The 16,099-nt window shown below is 70.4% G+C and carries 16 protein-coding genes; 10 read left to right on the top strand and 6 right to left on the bottom strand.

Annotated features, from left to right (window positions below; genetic code table 11):
• Positions 1 to 12: 12 nt before the first annotated feature.
• Positions 13 to 1,185 (top strand): NAD(P)/FAD-dependent oxidoreductase, encoded by a 1,173-nt coding sequence (locus CK240_RS02550; RefSeq protein WP_240517253.1) that lies wholly within the window; start codon positions 13 to 15, stop codon positions 1,183 to 1,185.
• A gap of 81 nt (positions 1,186 to 1,266) precedes the next feature.
• Complete coding sequence (locus CK240_RS02545) at positions 1,267 to 1,866, top strand: (d)CMP kinase (RefSeq protein WP_095638805.1); 600 nt, start codon at positions 1,267 to 1,269, stop codon at positions 1,864 to 1,866.
• 97 nt (positions 1,867 to 1,963) lie between these two features.
• On the opposite strand, the gene CK240_RS02540 is transcribed toward CK240_RS02545, so the two are convergent.
• Complete coding sequence (locus CK240_RS02540; protein ID WP_095638737.1) at positions 1,964 to 2,425, bottom strand: GatB/YqeY domain-containing protein; 462 nt, start codon at positions 2,423 to 2,425, stop codon at positions 1,964 to 1,966.
• 116 nt (positions 2,426 to 2,541) lie between these two features.
• Between CK240_RS02540 and carA the strand changes: the two genes are divergently transcribed.
• Positions 2,542 to 3,693 carry a glutamine-hydrolyzing carbamoyl-phosphate synthase small subunit gene (carA, locus tag CK240_RS02535; protein ID WP_095638736.1) on the top strand — a complete coding sequence of 384 codons (1,152 nt, stop codon included), beginning with the start codon at positions 2,542 to 2,544 and terminating at the stop codon, positions 3,691 to 3,693.
• A gap of 69 nt (positions 3,694 to 3,762) precedes the next feature.
• Positions 3,763 to 5,823 carry a glycosyltransferase family 2 protein gene (locus CK240_RS02530; RefSeq protein ID WP_095638735.1) on the top strand — a complete coding sequence of 687 codons (2,061 nt, stop codon included), beginning with the start codon at positions 3,763 to 3,765 and terminating at the stop codon, positions 5,821 to 5,823.
• A 126-nt stretch (positions 5,824 to 5,949) separates the two neighbouring features.
• Here the strand turns inward: CK240_RS02530 and CK240_RS02525 are convergent, their stop codons facing one another.
• On the bottom strand, positions 5,950 to 8,823 hold the full coding sequence (locus CK240_RS02525; RefSeq protein ID WP_095638734.1) for a [protein-PII] uridylyltransferase family protein: 2,874 nt from the start codon (positions 8,821 to 8,823) through the stop codon (positions 5,950 to 5,952).
• A 261-nt stretch (positions 8,824 to 9,084) separates the two neighbouring features.
• Between CK240_RS02525 and CK240_RS02520 the strand changes: the two genes are divergently transcribed.
• The 3 genes from CK240_RS02520 to ilvN all read left to right on the top strand — a co-directional run bounded on the left by CK240_RS02520 (position 9,085) and on the right by ilvN (position 12,385).
• Positions 9,085 to 9,897: an arginyltransferase gene (locus CK240_RS02520; protein ID WP_095638733.1), complete on the top strand. Its 813-nt coding sequence runs from the start codon at positions 9,085 to 9,087 to the stop codon at positions 9,895 to 9,897.
• Between the two features lie 153 nt (positions 9,898 to 10,050).
• Positions 10,051 to 11,814 carry an acetolactate synthase 3 large subunit gene (locus CK240_RS02515; RefSeq protein WP_095638732.1) on the top strand — a complete coding sequence of 588 codons (1,764 nt, stop codon included), beginning with the start codon at positions 10,051 to 10,053 and terminating at the stop codon, positions 11,812 to 11,814.
• A 10-nt stretch (positions 11,815 to 11,824) separates the two neighbouring features.
• Complete coding sequence (gene ilvN / locus CK240_RS02510) at positions 11,825 to 12,385, top strand: acetolactate synthase small subunit (protein ID WP_095638731.1); 561 nt, start codon at positions 11,825 to 11,827, stop codon at positions 12,383 to 12,385.
• A 192-nt stretch (positions 12,386 to 12,577) separates the two neighbouring features.
• Here the strand turns inward: ilvN and CK240_RS02505 are convergent, their stop codons facing one another.
• Entirely contained in the window at positions 12,578 to 13,360 is a 783-nt protein-coding gene (locus tag CK240_RS02505; protein ID WP_095638804.1) for a M48 family metallopeptidase, read from the bottom strand.
• Positions 13,361 to 13,516: 156 nt separating this feature from the next.
• On the opposite strand from CK240_RS02505, the gene CK240_RS02500 reads away from it, so the two are divergent.
• Positions 13,517 to 13,759, top strand: coding sequence for a hypothetical protein (locus tag CK240_RS02500; RefSeq protein ID WP_095638730.1), 243 nt, complete (start codon positions 13,517 to 13,519; stop codon positions 13,757 to 13,759).
• Here CK240_RS02500 and CK240_RS02495 read toward each other — a convergent pair.
• Positions 13,756 to 14,016, bottom strand: a complete 261-nt coding sequence (locus tag CK240_RS02495; RefSeq protein ID WP_095638729.1) for a DUF167 domain-containing protein — start codon at positions 14,014 to 14,016, stop codon at positions 13,756 to 13,758. The two genes, CK240_RS02500 and CK240_RS02495, sit on opposite strands and share 4 nt — an antisense overlap.
• Positions 14,017 to 14,121: 105 nt before the next feature.
• On the opposite strand from CK240_RS02495, the gene CK240_RS02490 reads away from it, so the two are divergent.
• Together CK240_RS02490 and CK240_RS02485 are read left to right on the top strand one after the other, a co-directional pair.
• The gene (locus CK240_RS02490) at positions 14,122 to 14,688 is read left to right on the top strand and encodes a nitroreductase family protein (protein ID WP_095638728.1); all 567 of its coding nucleotides are present in this window, start codon (positions 14,122 to 14,124) and stop codon (positions 14,686 to 14,688) included.
• The gene (locus tag CK240_RS02485; RefSeq protein WP_240517252.1) at positions 14,685 to 15,377 is read left to right on the top strand and encodes an EI24 domain-containing protein; all 693 of its coding nucleotides are present in this window, start codon (positions 14,685 to 14,687) and stop codon (positions 15,375 to 15,377) included. The genes CK240_RS02490 and CK240_RS02485 overlap by 4 nt, the downstream gene beginning before the upstream one ends.
• On the opposite strand, the gene CK240_RS02480 is transcribed toward CK240_RS02485, so the two are convergent.
• The gene (locus CK240_RS02480) at positions 15,358 to 15,627 is read right to left on the bottom strand and encodes a DUF1467 family protein (protein WP_095638727.1); all 270 of its coding nucleotides are present in this window, start codon (positions 15,625 to 15,627) and stop codon (positions 15,358 to 15,360) included. The genes CK240_RS02485 and CK240_RS02480 overlap by 20 nt on opposite strands.
• A complete protein-coding gene (gene mce / locus CK240_RS02475; RefSeq protein WP_095638726.1) occupies positions 15,627 to 16,031 on the bottom strand; it encodes a methylmalonyl-CoA epimerase in 405 nt (134 codons plus the stop codon). The genes CK240_RS02480 and mce overlap by 1 nt, the downstream gene beginning before the upstream one ends.
• Between the last annotated feature and the right edge of the window lie 68 nt (positions 16,032 to 16,099).

Below are 16,099 nucleotides of genomic sequence, written 5' to 3'. Positions count from 1 at the left end.
GGGGAATGCACAGTGACCGAGGTTCTGATCGCGGGCGGCGCGGTGATGGGCGCATCCGTGGCCTTCTGGCTGACCCGGCTGGACCCCTCGCTGCGGGTGACGGTGGTCGAACAGGACCCGAGCTACGCCACCTGCTCGACCGCGCTGTCGGCGGCGGGCATCCGCTCGCAGTTCACCAACGAGATCAACGTGGCCATCAGCCGCTTCGGGATCGAGTTCATCCGCGACTTCGCCCGCTGGACAGGCCCCGAGGGCGGCGTCCCCGACCTCGGGCTGCGCGAGAACGGCTACCTGTTCCTGACGGGGACCGAGACGGGCGCGGCACAGCTGGAAAGCCTGGCCGCGATGCAGCGCGGGCTTGGCGCCGCGACCGAGGTTCTGGACCGCGCGGAACTCGCCGCGCGTTTTCCCTGGATGCAGCTTGACGACATCGTGGCGGGCGCCTTCGGCCCGCGCGACGAGGGCTTCTTCGACAACATGGGCCTGCTGTCGGGCCTGAAGAACGCTGCCCGCGCGACGGGGGCGGCCTGGCTGTCCGACCGCGTGACCGGATTCGAGCGCGACGGCGACCGCATCCTGGCCGCGCATCTCGAAAAGGGCGGGCGGCGGCAGGCGGATGTCTTCGTCAACTGCGCAGGCCCGCGCGCGGCGGGACTGATGCGCGCAATGGGCCTCGACCTGCCGGTCGAGCCGCGCAAGCGCACGATCTTCGTCGTCGATGCGCCCGAGGCCCGCCATCCCGGCGCGCCCCTGATCATCGACCCCTCGGGCATCTGGATGCGTCCCGAGCATGGCCAGTGGCTGGCGGCCACCGTCCCCGCCACCGACGGCCCCTGCGACGAGGAGGACTTCGTTCCCCAGTCCGACTTGTGGGAAGACCATGTCTGGCCCGCCCTCTATGCCCGGGCGGAAGGCTTCGGCGCCGCCCGCGTGATCCGGGAATGGGCCGGGCATTACGCCTTCAACACGCTGGATCAGAACGCGATCCTGGGCCGCAACCCGCAGGTGCCGAACCTTTACCATGCGAACGGCTGTTCCGGGCACGGGCTGCAGCAGGCTCCCGCCGTGGGGCGCGGCATCGCCGAGCAGATCGTGCATGGCGACTGGGTGACGCTGGACCTGTCGCCGCTGGGCGTGCAGCGGGTGCTGGACGGCCAGCCCTTCGCCGAGGCCGCCATCGTCTGAGCCTGCCCCGGGGTGGGCGCCCGCTTCTCTCGGGCGGCCCTCTGTGGCAAAGACGGGCCGACCTGCAGCCGGAGAATGCCCATGCCCTTCACCATCGCCATCGACGGACCGGCCGCCTCGGGCAAGGGCACGATCGCGCGCGCGCTGGCGCAGCGCTTCGGCTTCCTGCACCTCGACACGGGCCTTCTGTATCGCGCGGTCGGCGCCATGGGCGGCGATCCGGTGGCCGCGGCCAGGGCGCTGACGCCCGAGGACCTGCTGCGCCCCGGCCTGCGCTCGGCCGAGGCGGGCCAGGCCGCGTCTCGGGTCGCCGCAATCCCCGAGGTGCGCGCCGTGCTGGTCGATTTCCAGCGGCGCTTCGCCGTGCAGGAGCCGGGGGCGGTGCTGGACGGGCGCGACATCGGCACGGTGATCTGCCCCGGTGCGCAGCTCAAGCTTTACGTCGTGGCCAGGGACGAAACCCGCGCCGCCCGCCGTGCCGCCGAACTAGGCGTCGACCCGACCGAGATGCTGGCGCAGCTGCGCGAGCGCGACGCCCGCGACGCCGACCGTGCCACCGCCCCGCTGCGCGCCGCGCCCGACGCGGTGGTGCTGGACACGACGGCCCTGACCATCGACGAGGCGGTGGCCCGGGCCGTTGCGCTGGTCGAGGACCGCCTGTCTGCCCAACCCGCACCCTGAGGGCCAGGCTGCGGCCAACCCGGCGGCGCCGGAAGCTCTTTCTTCTTCGTGGAAATATCCCGGGGGACCGGGGGCAGCGCCCCCGGCTTGCCGGCGCTCAGCCCATCAGCCGCGCCTTCACCAGCGCGCCCGCTGCGCCGAAGTCCATCTGTCCGGCGTGGCGCTCGCGCAGCGCGCCCATGACGCGGCCCATGTCGCGCACGCCCGTGGCGCCAAGCTCGGCGATGGCCGCGTCGATCGCGGCCCCGATTTCGGCCGGCGAAAGCTGGCGCGGCAGGAACTCCTGGATCACGCCGATCTCGGCCTGCTCGCGCTCGGCCAGTTCAAGCCGCCCGCCTTCCTCATAGGCCCGGGCGGATTCTTGGCGCTGCTTGACCATGCGCGACAGCAGCGCGACCAGGTCCTCCTCGGTCAGCGCGGCGGCGCCGTCCTCGCCGCGCTTGGCGATCTCGCGGTCCTTGATGGCGGCGCCGATCAGGCGCAGCGTGGACAGGCGCTGCCCGTCGCGGGCCTTCATCGCCTCTTTCGTCGCGGTCTGGATGCGCTCGCGCAGTTCCATGGCGTTCCTCGCTGTCTTGGGTCCGGGCCACGCTTGCCCTCGCGGCAGGCATGGGTCAAGCCTTGACCCCACCGGCCGCATCCCTTAGCTCTCGCCCGATTTTCCGGGGGTTCGAGATGGAACAGAAACCGACCGCGTGCCTGGCTCTGGCCGACGGGACGATCTTCTATGGCCGAGGCTTCGGGGCGACGGGCGAGGTCGTGGCCGAGCTGGTCTTCAACACCGCCATGACCGGCTACCAGGAGATCATGACCGATCCCAGCTATGCGGCGCAGGTCGTGACCTTCACCTTTCCGCATATCGGCAACACGGGCGTGACGCCCGAGGACGACGAGGCGCCCGACCCGGTCGCGGCGGGCATTGTCGTCAAATGGGACCCGACCGAGCCCTCGAACTGGCGCGCGGCATCCGATCTGGCCACTTGGATGGAACGGCGCGGCCGCATCGGCATGGGCGGCGTGGACACCCGCCGCCTGACCCGCGCCATCCGCCAGCAGGGCGCCCCCCATGTGGTGCTGGCGCATGACCCCGAGGGCCGCTTCGACATCGAGGCGATGGTCGCCCGCGCCCGCGAATGGCCCGGGCTGGTCGGCATGGATCTCGCGCGCGAGGTCAGCACCGCCCAAAGCTACCGCTGGGACGAGGGCCTGTGGCGCTGGCCCGGCACCTTCGGGTCCGAGCGGCCCGAAAAGCCCCTGCGCGTCGTGGCGCTGGATTACGGCGCCAAGCGCAACATCCTGCGCTCGCTGGCCGAATCCGGGGCCGACGTGACCGTGCTGCCCGCCACCGCCACCGCCGAGGAGGTGCTGGCCCATGAGCCCGACGGCGTCTTCCTGTCGAACGGCCCGGGCGACCCGGCGGCGACCGGCGAATATGCCGTGCCGATGATCCGCCAGCTTCTGGACCGCGACATGCCGATCTTCGGCATCTGCCTCGGGCACCAGATGCTTGCGCTGGCGCTGGGGGCCAAGACCGTCAAGATGAGCCACGGCCACCATGGCGCGAACCATCCCGTGCGCGACAAGGAAACCGGCAAGGTCGAGATCACCTCGATGAACCACGGTTTCGCGGTGGACGCGCAGACCCTGCCCGAGGGCGTGATCGAGACTCATGTCAGCCTGTTCGACGGCTCGAACTGCGGGCTGAAGGTCGCGGACCGGCCGGTCTTCTCGGTGCAGTATCACCCCGAGGCGAGCCCGGGGCCGCAGGACAGTGCTTATCTGTTCGAGCGCTTCGCCCAGGCCATGCGCGAGCGCCGGGGCGACTGACGTCGCGTTAACGGCGGCTTAAGCTTTTCGGGCCATCAAGGGGCAGGTTTCGACAGCCCCCGGGTGCCCATGTCCATTTCACCGATTCGCCGCAAGCTGCCGGGGGCTCCTGCTGCGCCCGAGGGCGATCGCGCGCCGGTTCCGTTCCGCCCGCGCGTGGCCCGGCCCGACGACCGGCCCGCGCCACGTGCGGGCGGACGCGACAGCCGCCCGCTGGGGCAGATCCTGCTGGACGAAGGCGCGGTCGATCCGGGCAACCTGCTCAAGGCGCTGGTCATGCAGCGCCGCGAAACGGCGCGGCTGGGCGAGATCCTGCTGGCACGCGGCTGGGTCACGCCGCAGGCGCTGTTCCGCGCCCTGTCACGGCAATGGCGCACCAGCGTCATCGACCTGACCGCCCTGCCCCCCGACGCGCGGCTGATCGACCGCATGGGCGCGGACTGGTGCCTGACCCGGGGTGTCGTGCCTTGGCGGCGCACGGGAGGCGTGACCTTTGTCGCCGTTGCCTGGCCCGAGCGCTTCGAGGCGCTGCGCGAGCCGCTCGAATCGCGGCTCGGTCCCGTGCGGATGCTGCTTTGCCCGGAAAACGACTGCATCCAGGCCTTGCTGGCCACACGCCGCACCGCTTTGATCCGGCAGGCCGAAACCTGCGTTGCCCCCGAACTCAGCTGCCGCACCCGCGATGAGGGGCGGCTGGGCCGCATCCTCCTGGCGCTGATGGCGGCGCTGACCCTCGGGCTGTGGCTGGCGCCTGTCATGGTGCTGGCGCTGGTCAGCCTTCTGACGATCGGGACGCTGGTGGCGACCACGGTGCTGAAGGCGCTGGCCTTCCGCGCGACCCTGCAGGGGCTGCGTCAGACCGAGGCCACCCACCCGGACGCGGCAATGGAGGAAAAGTGGCCGGTGATCTCGGTCATGGTGCCGATGTTCCGCGAGGAAGGCATCGCCGACCGCCTCGTGGGCCGCCTCGCCCGGCTGAACTATCCGCGCGAGTTGACGGACGTCCTGCTGGTGGTCGAGGAAACGGACGCCGTGACCCGCAACGCGCTGGAGGGCGTCACCCTGCCCTTCTGGATGCGCGTCGTGACCGTGCCGGACGGCCCGATCCGCACAAAGCCGCGGGCGCTGAACTATGCGCTGAACTTCTGCCGGGGCGAGATCATCGGCGTCTGGGACGCCGAGGACCGGCCCGAGGCCGACCAGCTGCACAAGGTGGCCCACCACCTGCATTTCGCCCCGCCCGAGGTCGCCTGCGTCCAGGGGGCGCTCGATTTCTACAACCCTCGCACCAACTGGCTCGCCCGCTGCTTCACGCTAGAATATTCGTCCTGGTTCCGGGGCGTGCTGCCGGGACTCGCGCGGATAGGGCTGGTGGTGCCCCTGGGTGGGACCACCTTCTTCATCCGCCGCTCGGCTCTGGCGCAGGCGGGCGGCTGGGACGGCTGGAACGTGACCGAGGACGCCGATCTGGGCGTGCGCCTCGCGCGCCTCGGCTACCGCACCGAAATCGTTGCCACGACGACCCATGAAGAAGCGAACTGCCGCGCCGTCCCGTGGGTCAAGCAGCGCTCGCGCTGGCTCAAGGGATTTGCGATGACCTGGGGCGTCCACATGCGCGCGCCGGGGCGGCTGGTGCGCCAGATCGGGTTCTGGCCCGCGGTCGGCTTTCACCTGCAGATGTTCGCCACCGTTCAGCAGTTCGTTCTCGCCCCCGTGCTGTGGAGCTTCTGGCTGCTGGCATTGGGCCTCGGCCATCCGCTGGGGCCGGTCATGGGTGGCGGGTGGGGCACGGCGGTCATCGCCACCTTTCTTCTGTCCGAGGCGCTGAACCTGGTCGTGGCGGCCTGGGCCGTGCGGCGCACCCACCCGCACCTGATGCCCTGGGCGCCGACGCTGTACTTCTATTTTCTTCTGGCCTGCCTTGCAGCCTGGAAGGCAGCCTACGAGATCGTCGTGAAGCCCTTCTACTGGGACAAGACCACCCACGGCGTCTTCGATCATGCCGCCGACGAGGCGCCCGAGCCCCTGCCCGATGGCGCGCTGATCCCGGTGCTGGACGGCTCGCGGTCCGGAGGCGCCGAGACCCGCGTGGCGACCATCCCCCTGCGCATCGACGGCTCGATCCGGTAAGGAGTGCAGGTGCCGCCCCGAACCTGTTTCCGGCGCCGGTCCTTGCGCATCCACGGCGCGGGCTCGGCCGGCAACCGCCAGCCCTGAAGGCGCGGACGGGGCCTGCTTGCAGTGGTCCCTGCGCGCCTACGGAACCGCCTCTGCCGCCCGGGTCAGGGCGTCGATGATCCGGCCCGCCGATTCAACCGTTGCGTCCAGCCGGTGGGCGAGTTCGTCCAGCGACGCGCAGGCTGTTTCCCGCAGCAGGAAGTCCTGGCCGCCCCGGCCCAGCGCCTCCATGTCCAGCGGCCGATCGGTCAGCAGACGTCCCGCGCAGTGTAGTCGCCACAGGAAGCGGTGCGCGACCGTCAGGCTGGCTGCATCCTCGGTGCCGATCAGCCCGGCCCGGCGGCCTGCGCGGATCTGCATCGCCGCCCCCCGCGAGGGCGAGGCGCCGCGCAGCGCCAAGGACTGGGCGAGCAGCTCGATGTCCTGCAGGCGGCCCCGGCCGATCTTGGCTTCCCAGCGCCCGTCCGGCGCCTTGGCCGCAAAGATCCGCTGCCGCATCTCCTCGAGATCCGGGACAACGCGCGGGTCGGTCCCGCGCACCGCCAGCACCTCGCGCCGCAGGGTTTCAAGCCGGACCGCAAGCGGAGGCAGTTCCTGCGCATCCGGCTGCTGCGTCGGATCGGGTGGATTGGGCGAATCGGACAAGGCACCCGGCAGCACGGCGACCACCCGGGCGCGGGTCAGGGCGAGATGCTCCCAGGTCCAGGCCTCGTGCATCTGGTAGGCGCGGAACGATTCGAAGGCCGTAGCGACCGGTCCCTGCCGCCCCGAAGGGCGCAGGCGCATGTCCACCTCGTAAAGCCGGCCTGCCGCGGTCGGCGCGGTGACGGCGGTCAGAAGGGCCTGCGTCAGGCGCGCATAATAGGCGCGCGTCGCCAAGGGCCTTGGCCCCGAGGACCCCTCGGCCTCGGCCGCGTCGTAGATCATGATCAGGTCCAGGTCCGAGGCCGCGTTCAGTTGCCGCGCGCCCAGCGAGCCCATGCCCAGCACCGCTGCCCCGTGCCCGGGCGGCGGACCGTGGCGGCGCGCGAACTCGGCCGTGACCATGGGCGCAAGCGCCGCCAGCGCCGCGTCCGCGATGTCGGCGTACTGCTGGCCCGCTTCCTCGGCCTCGACCAGCCCGCGCAAGTGGTGGACGCCCACCCGGAACTGCCATTCGTGCGCCCAGCGCCGGGCGGTGTCGAGCGCCCTTTCATACCCGCCATCGGGGGCGGCCATCGTGCGGTCGAGCGTGGCCGACAGTTCGGAACGCATCGCCTCGAGTCCCGGCCACGGCGCGAAGAAGCTGCCCGCCAGCACCGCGTCCAGCACCTCGGGGTAGCGCGCCAGATAAGCGGCCAAGCCCGGCGAGGTCGCGCAGATGTCGCCCAGAAGGTCGATCAGCGAGGGGTTCGATTCGAACATTGAGAAGAGCTGCACCCCCGCCGGCAGCCCGCGCAGGAAGCTGTCGAAGCGGCCCAGCGCCTCGCCGGGGCGGCCGGCGCGGAACAGGCTGGACAGGACACGCGGCTCGATCCGGGCAAAGACCTGCTGGGCGCGGACCGACCTGAGCGCGGGGTAGCTTTGCCAGCCCTCGACCAGCGCCGCCTGCTCGGCGCTGAGCCGGGGGCGATCGCCTGAGCCGCCGGGCTCGAACAGGTTGCCGGTCAGTTCCTCGACCCGGTGCAGGCGGGATTCGAGCCGTGCGCACCAGGCCTCGGCATCCGCTTCGCCCGAAAGGCGGATCACCAGTTCCAAGGCCTCGGGCGTCGAGGGCAGCGCATGGGTCTGGGCGTCGTTCACCATCTGGATGCGGTGCTCGATCTCGCGGTGTTCGCGGTAATGGGCGGAAAGCTCACCCGCGACCTCGGCTGGGATCCAGCCCTTGGCGGCCAGCGCGGCCAGCGCATCGACCGTGCGGCGCGCGCGCAGGTCGGGGTCGCGCCCCCCCGCGATCAACTGCTGGGTTTGGGCGAAGAACTCGATTTCGCGGATGCCGCCCCGGCCCAGTTTGAGGTCATGGCCCGGCACCCGGATGCCGTGCAGGCCCTTGTGGTCGCGGATGCGGCGGCGCATCTCGTGCGTGTCCTCGACGGTGGCGAAGTCGAGATGCCGCCGCCAGACAAAGGGCCGCAGCGCGTCCAGGAAACGCCCGCCCGCCGCGAGGTCGCCCGCGCAGACCCGCGCCTTGATATAGGCCGCGCGTTCCCAGCTGCGCCCCTCGGCCTCGTAATAGTTCAGCGCCGCGCTGGCCGAGATGCAGACCGGCGTCACCGAGGCATCGGGCCGCAGCCGCAGGTCGGTGCGGAAGACATAGCCCTGCGCGGTCAGGTCCGACAGCGTGGCCGCGGCCTTGCGGGTGGCGCGGATCAGGGCGGCGCGGACCTCGTGCTGGTCGCCGGGCGCATAGGCCGCGTCGTCGTAAAGGACAATCAGGTCGATGTCCGAGGAATAGTTCAGCTCGCGCGCGCCCATCTTGCCCATGGCCAGTGCGAAGATGCCGGCCGCGTCGGGCGCGGCCCCGGCCGCGGGCGCCGGCAGCTTGCCGCGCCGCGCCTCGTCCGCGACATGGGCGCGCAGGGCGAGGTCGGTCGCGCGGTCGGCCAGGTCGGTCAGCACGCCCGTGACCTCGTCCAGCGACCAGACGCCGCCCAGGTCGGCCAGCGCCGCGTAAAGCGCCACCCGCCGCTTGGCCTGCCGCAGCGCGGGGCCGAGGTCCGCGGGGGGCAGCACCTCGAACCCTTCGGTCTCGGCGAAAGCCAGCCAAGCGGCGGTCGGGTCGCGGTCCAGCGCCTCGGCCAGCCAGCCCGCCTCGCGCTCGATCAGCCCGGCCAGGTAGGGGCTCGAGCCCGCCGCCCCCCGCAGAAGGTCGGCCAGCCGCGGGGGCGCCCCCGGCAGCCTGGCGGCAGCGGCGGCGCCACGCGGCTCGTCGGTCGGAAGGGGCAGGCGGGTGATGCGGTCGACAAAGCTCATGTCCCAAGCCTAAGGCCGCCGGACGCGGCGTCAATGCGGCGGCGCGGATGATGTTCTTGCATGGTTCCGGTCTTCCGGCGCAAGCTCCTGCTTGCACTTGGCGAATCGCGCCCTAGGTCCTTGGCGAGTGCATCTTCTGTTGCTACCGTCCACGCAATCTCCCGTTCCCGAGGCGAAGATCCGGCTGCCGCGCATGATCCCTGTTTTCCTCCGCTTCTCCGGTCCTGCGCCTTTTGCGGTCCCCGGCCGGAAGGGGGAATGATGCGCCACACCCCCTCAAGCGCGCCGCAGTTCTATGTCACGGCGCCCCAGCCCTGCCCTTATCTGCATGGCCGGGCCGAGCGGAAGCTGTTCACCGCCCTGACGGGCGAGCGCGCGCGCGACCTGAACAACGCCCTGTCCCGGCAGGGCTTCCGGCGGTCGCAGAATGTCGTCTATCGCCCCAGCTGCGAAAGCTGCGTGGCCTGCATGTCGGCGCGCATCCGGGTCAGGGATTTCCAGCCCAGCCGCAGCCAGCGCCGGGTCGCCCGGCGCAACGCGGGCCTGTCGCGGCTGGGCACCAGCGCCTGGGCGACCGAAGAACAGTTCGACCTGTTCCGCCGCTACCTGGATCATCGCCACGCGGATGGCGGGATGGCCGACATGGACATCTTCGAATTCGCCGCGATGATCGAGGAAACGCCGGTCCGCACCCGCGTCTTCGAATACCGCGCCCGGGCCGAGGAAGGGCAGCCGCTGGCCGCGGTCTGCCTGACGGACATCCTCGATGACGGGCTGAGCCTCGTCTACAGCTTCTACGATCCGGCGCGGATCGCCGACAGCCTGGGCACCTGGATGATCCTCGACCATATCGAGATGGCGCGCGAGGCGGGGCTGCCCTACGTCTATCTGGGCTACTGGGTGCCCGGCAGCCGCAAGATGGCCTACAAGGCCAGCTTCGGCGCGCTGGAAATCCACAAGGGCGGCGTCTGGCAGGACATCGGCCGCCCCGAGGACCACGAGGGCGAGACCCATCCCCTGTCCATCGACCCCATCGTGGAACAGGTCGCGCGCATCCACCTGCCGCAGGACTGAAATCCGGGTTGCGCAACATTGTTGCGTTTTGCTCTGGCAGGCCGACATTTTTCTTTGGGTGCCATTGACCCTCGCTGCACTGCCGCCTAGCTTGCGGCGGCGCAGCAGAGCACTCGGCTCTGCCGCAGGTTTTCCGCGAACAGGGGGTCGGAGATGTCCCGAAGCATGACGGGTGCAAGAATGGTGGTCGAGGCGCTGCGCGATCAGGGCGTCGATACCGTATTCGGCTATCCCGGCGGCGCGGTTCTTCCGATCTATGACGAGATCTTCCAGCAGAACGACATCCAGCACATCCTGGTCCGCCACGAACAGGGCGCGGTCCACATGGCCGAGGGCTATGCCCGTTCGACCGGCAAGCCGGGGGTGGTGCTGGTGACTTCGGGTCCGGGCGCGACCAACGCCGTCACCGGGCTGACGGACGCGCTGCTGGACTCCATTCCGCTGGTCGTGCTGTCGGGGCAGGTCCCGACCTTCATGATCGGCACCGACGGCTTCCAGGAGGCCGACACCGTCGGCATCACCCGTCCCTGCACCAAGCACAACTGGCTGGTGAAGGACACCGACAGCCTGGCCGAGACCCTGCACCGCGCCTTCCACGTGGCGACCTCGGGGCGGCCGGGGCCGGTGCTGGTGGACATCCCCAAGGATGTTCAGTTCGCCGAAGGCACCTATGTCGGCCCCCGGCAGATCGAGCCTGCCCGCTACCAGCCGCCGCGCAAGGGCGACACGGGCGCGATCACCCGGCTGGCCGAACTGATCGAGCGGGCCGAGCGTCCGGTCTTCTACACCGGCGGCGGCGTCATCAACTCGGGGCCGGCGGCCAGCCAGCTTCTGACGGAACTGGTCGAGGCGACGGGCTTTCCCGTGACCTCGACCCTGATGGGTCTGGGTGCCTATCCGGGCAGCGGCAAGAACTGGCTGGGGATGCTGGGGATGCACGGCCTGTACGAGGCCAACATGGCCATGCATGGCTGCGACCTGATGATCAACCTGGGCGCCCGCTTCGACGACCGCATCACGGGGCGGGTCGCCGATTTCTCGCCCGGCTCGATCAAGGTCCATGTCGATATCGACCCCAGCAGCATCAACAAGGTGATCCGCGTGGACCTGCCGATCGTGGGCGACGTGGGGCACGTGCTGGAAGACCTGCTGAGGATCTGGAAGTCGCGCGGCCGCAAGACCAACCCCGCCGTCCGGCAATGGTGGGCGCAGATCGAGCAGTGGCGGGCGAAGAAATGCCTCAGCTACCGGAACTCGGACAAGCTCATCAAGCCGCAGCACGCGCTGGAACGGCTCGAGGCGCTGACCAAGGGCCGCGACCGCTACATCACGACCGAGGTCGGCCAGCACCAGATGTGGGCGGCGCAGTACCTGCATTTCGAGGGGCCGAACCGCTGGATGACCTCGGGGGGCCTGGGCACCATGGGCTACGGCCTGCCGGCCTCGATCGGGGTGCAGGTCGCGCATCCCGAGGCGCTGGTCATCAACGTCGCGGGCGATGCCTCGTGGCTGATGAACATGCAGGAGATGGGGACCGCGGTGCAGTTCCGCGCGCCGGTCAAGCAGTTCATCCTGAACAACGAGCGCCTGGGCATGGTGCGCCAGTGGCAGCAGCTTCTGCACGGCGAGCGCTACAGCCAGTCCTGGAGCGAGAGCCTCCCCGACTTCGTGAAGCTGGCCGAGGCCTTCGGCTGCAAGGGCCGGCAGGTCAGCGACCCGGCCAGCCTCGACGACGCGATCCGCGAGATGATCGACTATGACGGTCCCTTCATCCTGGACGTGCTGGTCGAGAAGCACGAGAACTGCTTCCCGATGATCCCGTCGGGCAAGCCGCATAACGAGATGCTGCTGGGCGACCTGGAGGCGGCCGAGGACATCGGCACCGCGATCCAGTCCGACGGCGCGGTCCTGGTGTAAGGGGGCAACCATGTCGGCACTGAAACTGGAACGCGGCGCATCAAGCCACTCGGCCTACGACCTGCGCGACTATCACGCGGCAGGAGAAGAGCGGCACACCCTGGCCGTCATCGTGGACAACGAGGCGGGGGCGCTGGCCCGCGTGATCGGCCTGTTCTCGGGACGCGGCTACAACATCGACAGCCTGACCGTGGCCGAGGTGGACCATACCGGCCACCGCTCGCGGATCACGCTGGTCACGCGCGGCACGCCCGCCGTGATCGAGCAAATCAAGGCGCAGCTTGGCCGGATCGTGCCCGTCCACGAGGTCCATGACCTGACCGTCGAGGGGCCCTCGGTCGAGCGCGAACTGGGGCTGTTCAAGGTCTCGGGCGGCGGCGACAAGCGGGTCGAGGCGCTGCGGATCAGCGACATCTTCCGCGCAAAGGTGGTCGACTCGACGCTGGAAAGCTTTGTCTTCGAGATCACCGGCACGCCCGAGAAGCTGGACGCCTTCGCCGACCTGATGCGGCCGCTGGGACTGGCCGAGGTGGCGCGCACGGGGGTCGCCGCCCTGTCGCGGGGGCGCTGAAGGTTCGGCTGCGCCGTCGTGCCGGGGTCCTGCACCCCTGCCCGGTCCTTTCGATGCCCTTCTCGCTGAAATCAGTTCCCTGAACCCATGCGGCGGGAAAGCAGCCATGACGGCTGTTTTCCGATCCGCCTTTCCTCCGGGCGCTCCACGGCTCCGGAGGCTATCTTCGCGCAGACGGACGGGCCGCGCCGTTCAGCGCGCCCGCCCCGAGGACACGTCCTGGACCGCCTGCGCGACACGCGCCTGCCGCTGCGCGCGCGAAGGATGCGTGCCCAGGATCCTGTCGCCCGGGTCGGGGATGCGGGCAAAGAACTCGGCCCCTCGCACCGGGTCGTAGCCCGCGTTCAGGGTCACGATCGCGCCCAGGTAATCGGCCTGAAGCTCCCAGTCGCGGGAATAATAGCGCGCGCCGACCGACGCCCCCATCTGCTGGGCCGCCCGGATCGACGCCGGATCCGCGCCCGAGGCCGCGACGATCCCCGACAGGATCGCGGCCCCTGCCGTCGCCGCACCGGTGCGCTGGTCGATGTGGTTGAGGATGTGGTGCGAGGCCTCGTGCCCCACCGCAAAGGCCAGCTCGTCGGCGTTCTGCGCCATGGCGATCAGGGCAAGGGTAAAGCCGATGATCGGGCGGCCGTTGGGGTCCAGCGTCTGGAAGGCGTTGGGTTCCAGCCCCGGGCGGTCGTCCACCACGAACTGGAAGTCGCAGTTGATGGGCGAACGGCGGCGCTGGACGCATTCGCTTTCGATCACCGGCTCCATCGAGCGGATCACGGCGGCGAAGGTCATCGCCGCGCCCTGGGGCGTGCGGGGATAGACGGGCGTGGCCCGGACGACCTGCGCCGAACGGGCGGCGACGCCGTCGGTCGGCAGCGGGGCGCCCGGCTGCACGGCGCAGCCGGCCAGCAGCGCCGTGGCCGCAAGGACCAGGGAAACACCCTTCCACGGCCCGAGCGTCGCATCGCTGGCTGCCATCGGCTTCATCGTCATGTCGTTCACGCTGTCCCAAGGGCCTTGCTGTCGGGTGACAATCTATCGATCAAGCCGCCCCCCTGCAAAGCCGCGGGCTTGCCGCCGTCGCGGTCTCACGCGAATGTTGCCCCCTGTGCAACACCCGCCCGAGGATCGCCCATGTTCACCATCGAACACGACTTCGACGCGACGGTCATCACGCTGGTCGATGAGGCCGATCCCGGTTCCCGCCCGCTGAACGAGGACGTCGTGATCCTGTCCTTCGACGACCGCGTGGTGATCGAGCAGATGGAGCCCGGCGGCGACGGCGTCGCGCGCATCGTCCTGACGATCGAGCAGTTGAACGAACTGCGCGCGGCGCTGAACCTGCCCGAGGGCAACTATCGCCTGCAACGCGGCTAGTCGATCCGGAACAGCTTGTCGCGCGACGTGGCGCCGCCCGCCAGCGTCAGCCGCGACGGTGCGATGCCCAGCGCCCGCGCCAGCAGCTTGCGCACCGCGGCATTGGCGCGGCCGTCCTCGGGCGCGGCGGTCACGCGGACATGGATCCCGCCCGCCTCGTCCAGCGTCAGCGCATCGCGTCCGCCGCGCGGCGTCACGCGCACCGCGATGCGGGCGCCGGGCTGGACACGGTCGGACAGGTCGGGCGGGCGGCTCATGGGCTTCTGCCTGCCGCCCCGCGCGGCGCGGGTCAACCGCCGCTTTCCCCGAGGCTCCCCTGCGGCTATGCCTTTGCCCGAAACCGGCCCCAGCGGAGCAGACCGATGCAGACCAGCAACCCCGATGTCCTCGAGTTCCTCAGCCGCCGCCGCTCGCACCCGCCGAAGACGCTGGCCGGTCCCGGTCCCGACCGCGACCACCTGATGCAGCTTCTGACCATCGCCGCGCGGGTGCCCGACCACGGCAAGCTGGAACCCTGGCGCTTCGTGGTGCTGGAGCGCGACACGCTCGACCGCCTGGCGCCGCTGCTGGCGCAGCATGTCCGCGACGCGGGCGGCGACGAGGCGGCGGCGGAAAAGGCGGCCAGCGCCTTCGCCTCGCCCGTCATCGTGGCGGTGGTCTCGTCCCCGGTGGACAGCCCCAAGATCCCGCGCTGGGAACAGGAGCTGTCGGCGGGCGCCGTCTGCCTGTCGCTGCTGAACGCCGCGCTGGGCGCGGGATGGGGCGCGGCCTGGCTGTCCGGCCCGGCGACGGACGCCGCCTTCTCGACCGCGCACCTGGGCGTGCGCGACGGCGAGCGCGTCGTCGGCATGATCCACATCGGCAGCCGCACGGGCGAGGTGCCGGACCGGCCCCGTCCCGACGTGCCGGCGAAGACGGTGTTCCTGTGATCGCGGCTGTCCGGGCGCTGGCGCTGGGCATCCTGGACCTGTTCCGCCCGCGCATCTTCGCCGTGGTGGCGTCGGGGGTGGCGCTGACGCTGGGCCTGTTCATCGTCCTTCAGGCGCTGGCCTTCTGGGCCCTGCGCGCCTGGGGGCCCGAGGCGATCGCCCTGCCCTGGCTCGGCAGCATCCCCATCGGCGAGGCGCTGTCCTGGGGCTCGCTTGCGCTGTTTCCGCTGATGAGCCTGTTCCTGGCCGCCCCGGTCGCGGCAAGCTTCGCCGGGCTTTTCTCGGAACAGGTGTCGGAGCGGGTCGAGGCCGCGCATCTCTACCGGCGCGGAAGCGGCCTCGGCTTCCTCGAGGGCCTGAGCGATTCGCTGGTGGTGCTGGGCGCGGTGGTGCTGGTCAGCATCGCGGTGCTCGTGGTGACGCCTTTCGTGGGGCCGCTGGCGCCGGTCCTGTTCTATGGTGCGAACGGCTGGCTGCTGGGGCGCGAGTTCTTCCACATGGCCGCCCGCCGCCACCTGCCGGCGGACCGGGCCGACGCGCTGCGCCGCGACCGGGGCGGTGCCGTCATGGCGCTGGGGGTCGGCATCGCGCTTCTGCTGACGGTGCCGCTTGTGAACATCGTGGTGCCGGTGCTGGCCGCTGCGGCCTACACCCACCTGTTCCACATCGTCAGCGCGAAACGCGGTTGAAGTCGATCATGTCCTGCCGGGTGATGATCCCGGATTCCAGGAACAACCAGATGCCCCCCACGAGGGCCGCCGAGATGAGGGCGGCCCACAGCGCCTTGCGCCCCATCATCGGGCGCATGGGGGCGCCGACGGGGGTGCCCGGGACGACCTGACCGGCCTCTTCCTGGCTCTGGTGGCCGATGGGCAGCAGAAGGAACATGACGAGGAACCACAGCGTCGCGTAAAGGACCAGCCCGCCCGTGATGGACATCAGACCTGCTCCAGCTCGATCAGGCAGCCGTTGAAGTCCTTGGGATGCAGGAACAGCACGGGCTTGCCATGGGCGCCGATCTTCGGCTCTCCGGTGCCCAGCACGCGGGCGCCCTGCGCCTTCAGCGTGTCGCGGGCGGCCAGGATGTCCTCGACCTCGAAGCACATGTGGTGGATGCCGCCCGAGGGGTTCTTGTCCAGGAATCCTTGGATCGGGCTGTTGTCCCCCAGGGGATACAGCAGCTCGACCTTGGTGTTCGGCAGCTCGATGAAGACGACGGTCACGCCATGGTCGGGCTCGTCCTGCGGCGCGCGCACGGTGGCGCCCAGCGTGTCCCGGTATTGCGCCGCCGCCGCCTCAAGGTCGGGCACGGCGATGGCGACATGGTTCAGGCGTCCGATCATGAGGGCCTCCTTGCGTTCGGCCTTTTCTAGTCGGCGCTGGGGCCGAGGGAAAGTCCGAAGCCATTAAC

Source organism: Paracoccus salipaludis (assembly GCF_002287065.1).
Classification (GTDB): domain Bacteria; phylum Pseudomonadota; class Alphaproteobacteria; order Rhodobacterales; family Rhodobacteraceae; genus Paracoccus; species Paracoccus salipaludis.
This window is presented reverse-complemented; position numbering and strand designations above follow the sequence as displayed.

Coding starts and splice junctions, on each gene's coding strand:
- CK240_RS02490 (WP_095638728.1), top strand. CDS start 14,122: ATGCAGACCAGCAACCCCGATGTCCTCGAGTTCCTCAGCCGCCGCCGC.
- carA (WP_095638736.1), top strand. CDS start 2,542: ATGGAACAGAAACCGACCGCGTGCCTGGCTCTGGCCGACGGGACGATC.
- CK240_RS02525 (WP_095638734.1), bottom strand. CDS start 8,823: ATGAGCTTTGTCGACCGCATCACCCGCCTGCCCCTTCCGACCGACGAG.
- CK240_RS02545 (WP_095638805.1), top strand. CDS start 1,267: ATGCCCTTCACCATCGCCATCGACGGACCGGCCGCCTCGGGCAAGGGC.
- CK240_RS02515 (WP_095638732.1), top strand. CDS start 10,051: ATGTCCCGAAGCATGACGGGTGCAAGAATGGTGGTCGAGGCGCTGCGC.
- CK240_RS02520 (WP_095638733.1), top strand. CDS start 9,085: ATGCGCCACACCCCCTCAAGCGCGCCGCAGTTCTATGTCACGGCGCCC.
- CK240_RS02480 (WP_095638727.1), bottom strand. CDS start 15,627: ATGTCCATCACGGGCGGGCTGGTCCTTTACGCGACGCTGTGGTTCCTC.
- CK240_RS02530 (WP_095638735.1), top strand. CDS start 3,763: ATGTCCATTTCACCGATTCGCCGCAAGCTGCCGGGGGCTCCTGCTGCG.
- CK240_RS02495 (WP_095638729.1), bottom strand. CDS start 14,016: ATGAGCCGCCCGCCCGACCTGTCCGACCGTGTCCAGCCCGGCGCCCGC.
- CK240_RS02505 (WP_095638804.1), bottom strand. CDS start 13,360: ATGGCAGCCAGCGATGCGACGCTCGGGCCGTGGAAGGGTGTTTCCCTG.
- mce (WP_095638726.1), bottom strand. CDS start 16,031: ATGATCGGACGCCTGAACCATGTCGCCATCGCCGTGCCCGACCTTGAG.
- CK240_RS02540 (WP_095638737.1), bottom strand. CDS start 2,425: ATGGAACTGCGCGAGCGCATCCAGACCGCGACGAAAGAGGCGATGAAG.
- CK240_RS02500 (WP_095638730.1), top strand. CDS start 13,517: ATGTTCACCATCGAACACGACTTCGACGCGACGGTCATCACGCTGGTC.
- ilvN (WP_095638731.1), top strand. CDS start 11,825: ATGTCGGCACTGAAACTGGAACGCGGCGCATCAAGCCACTCGGCCTAC.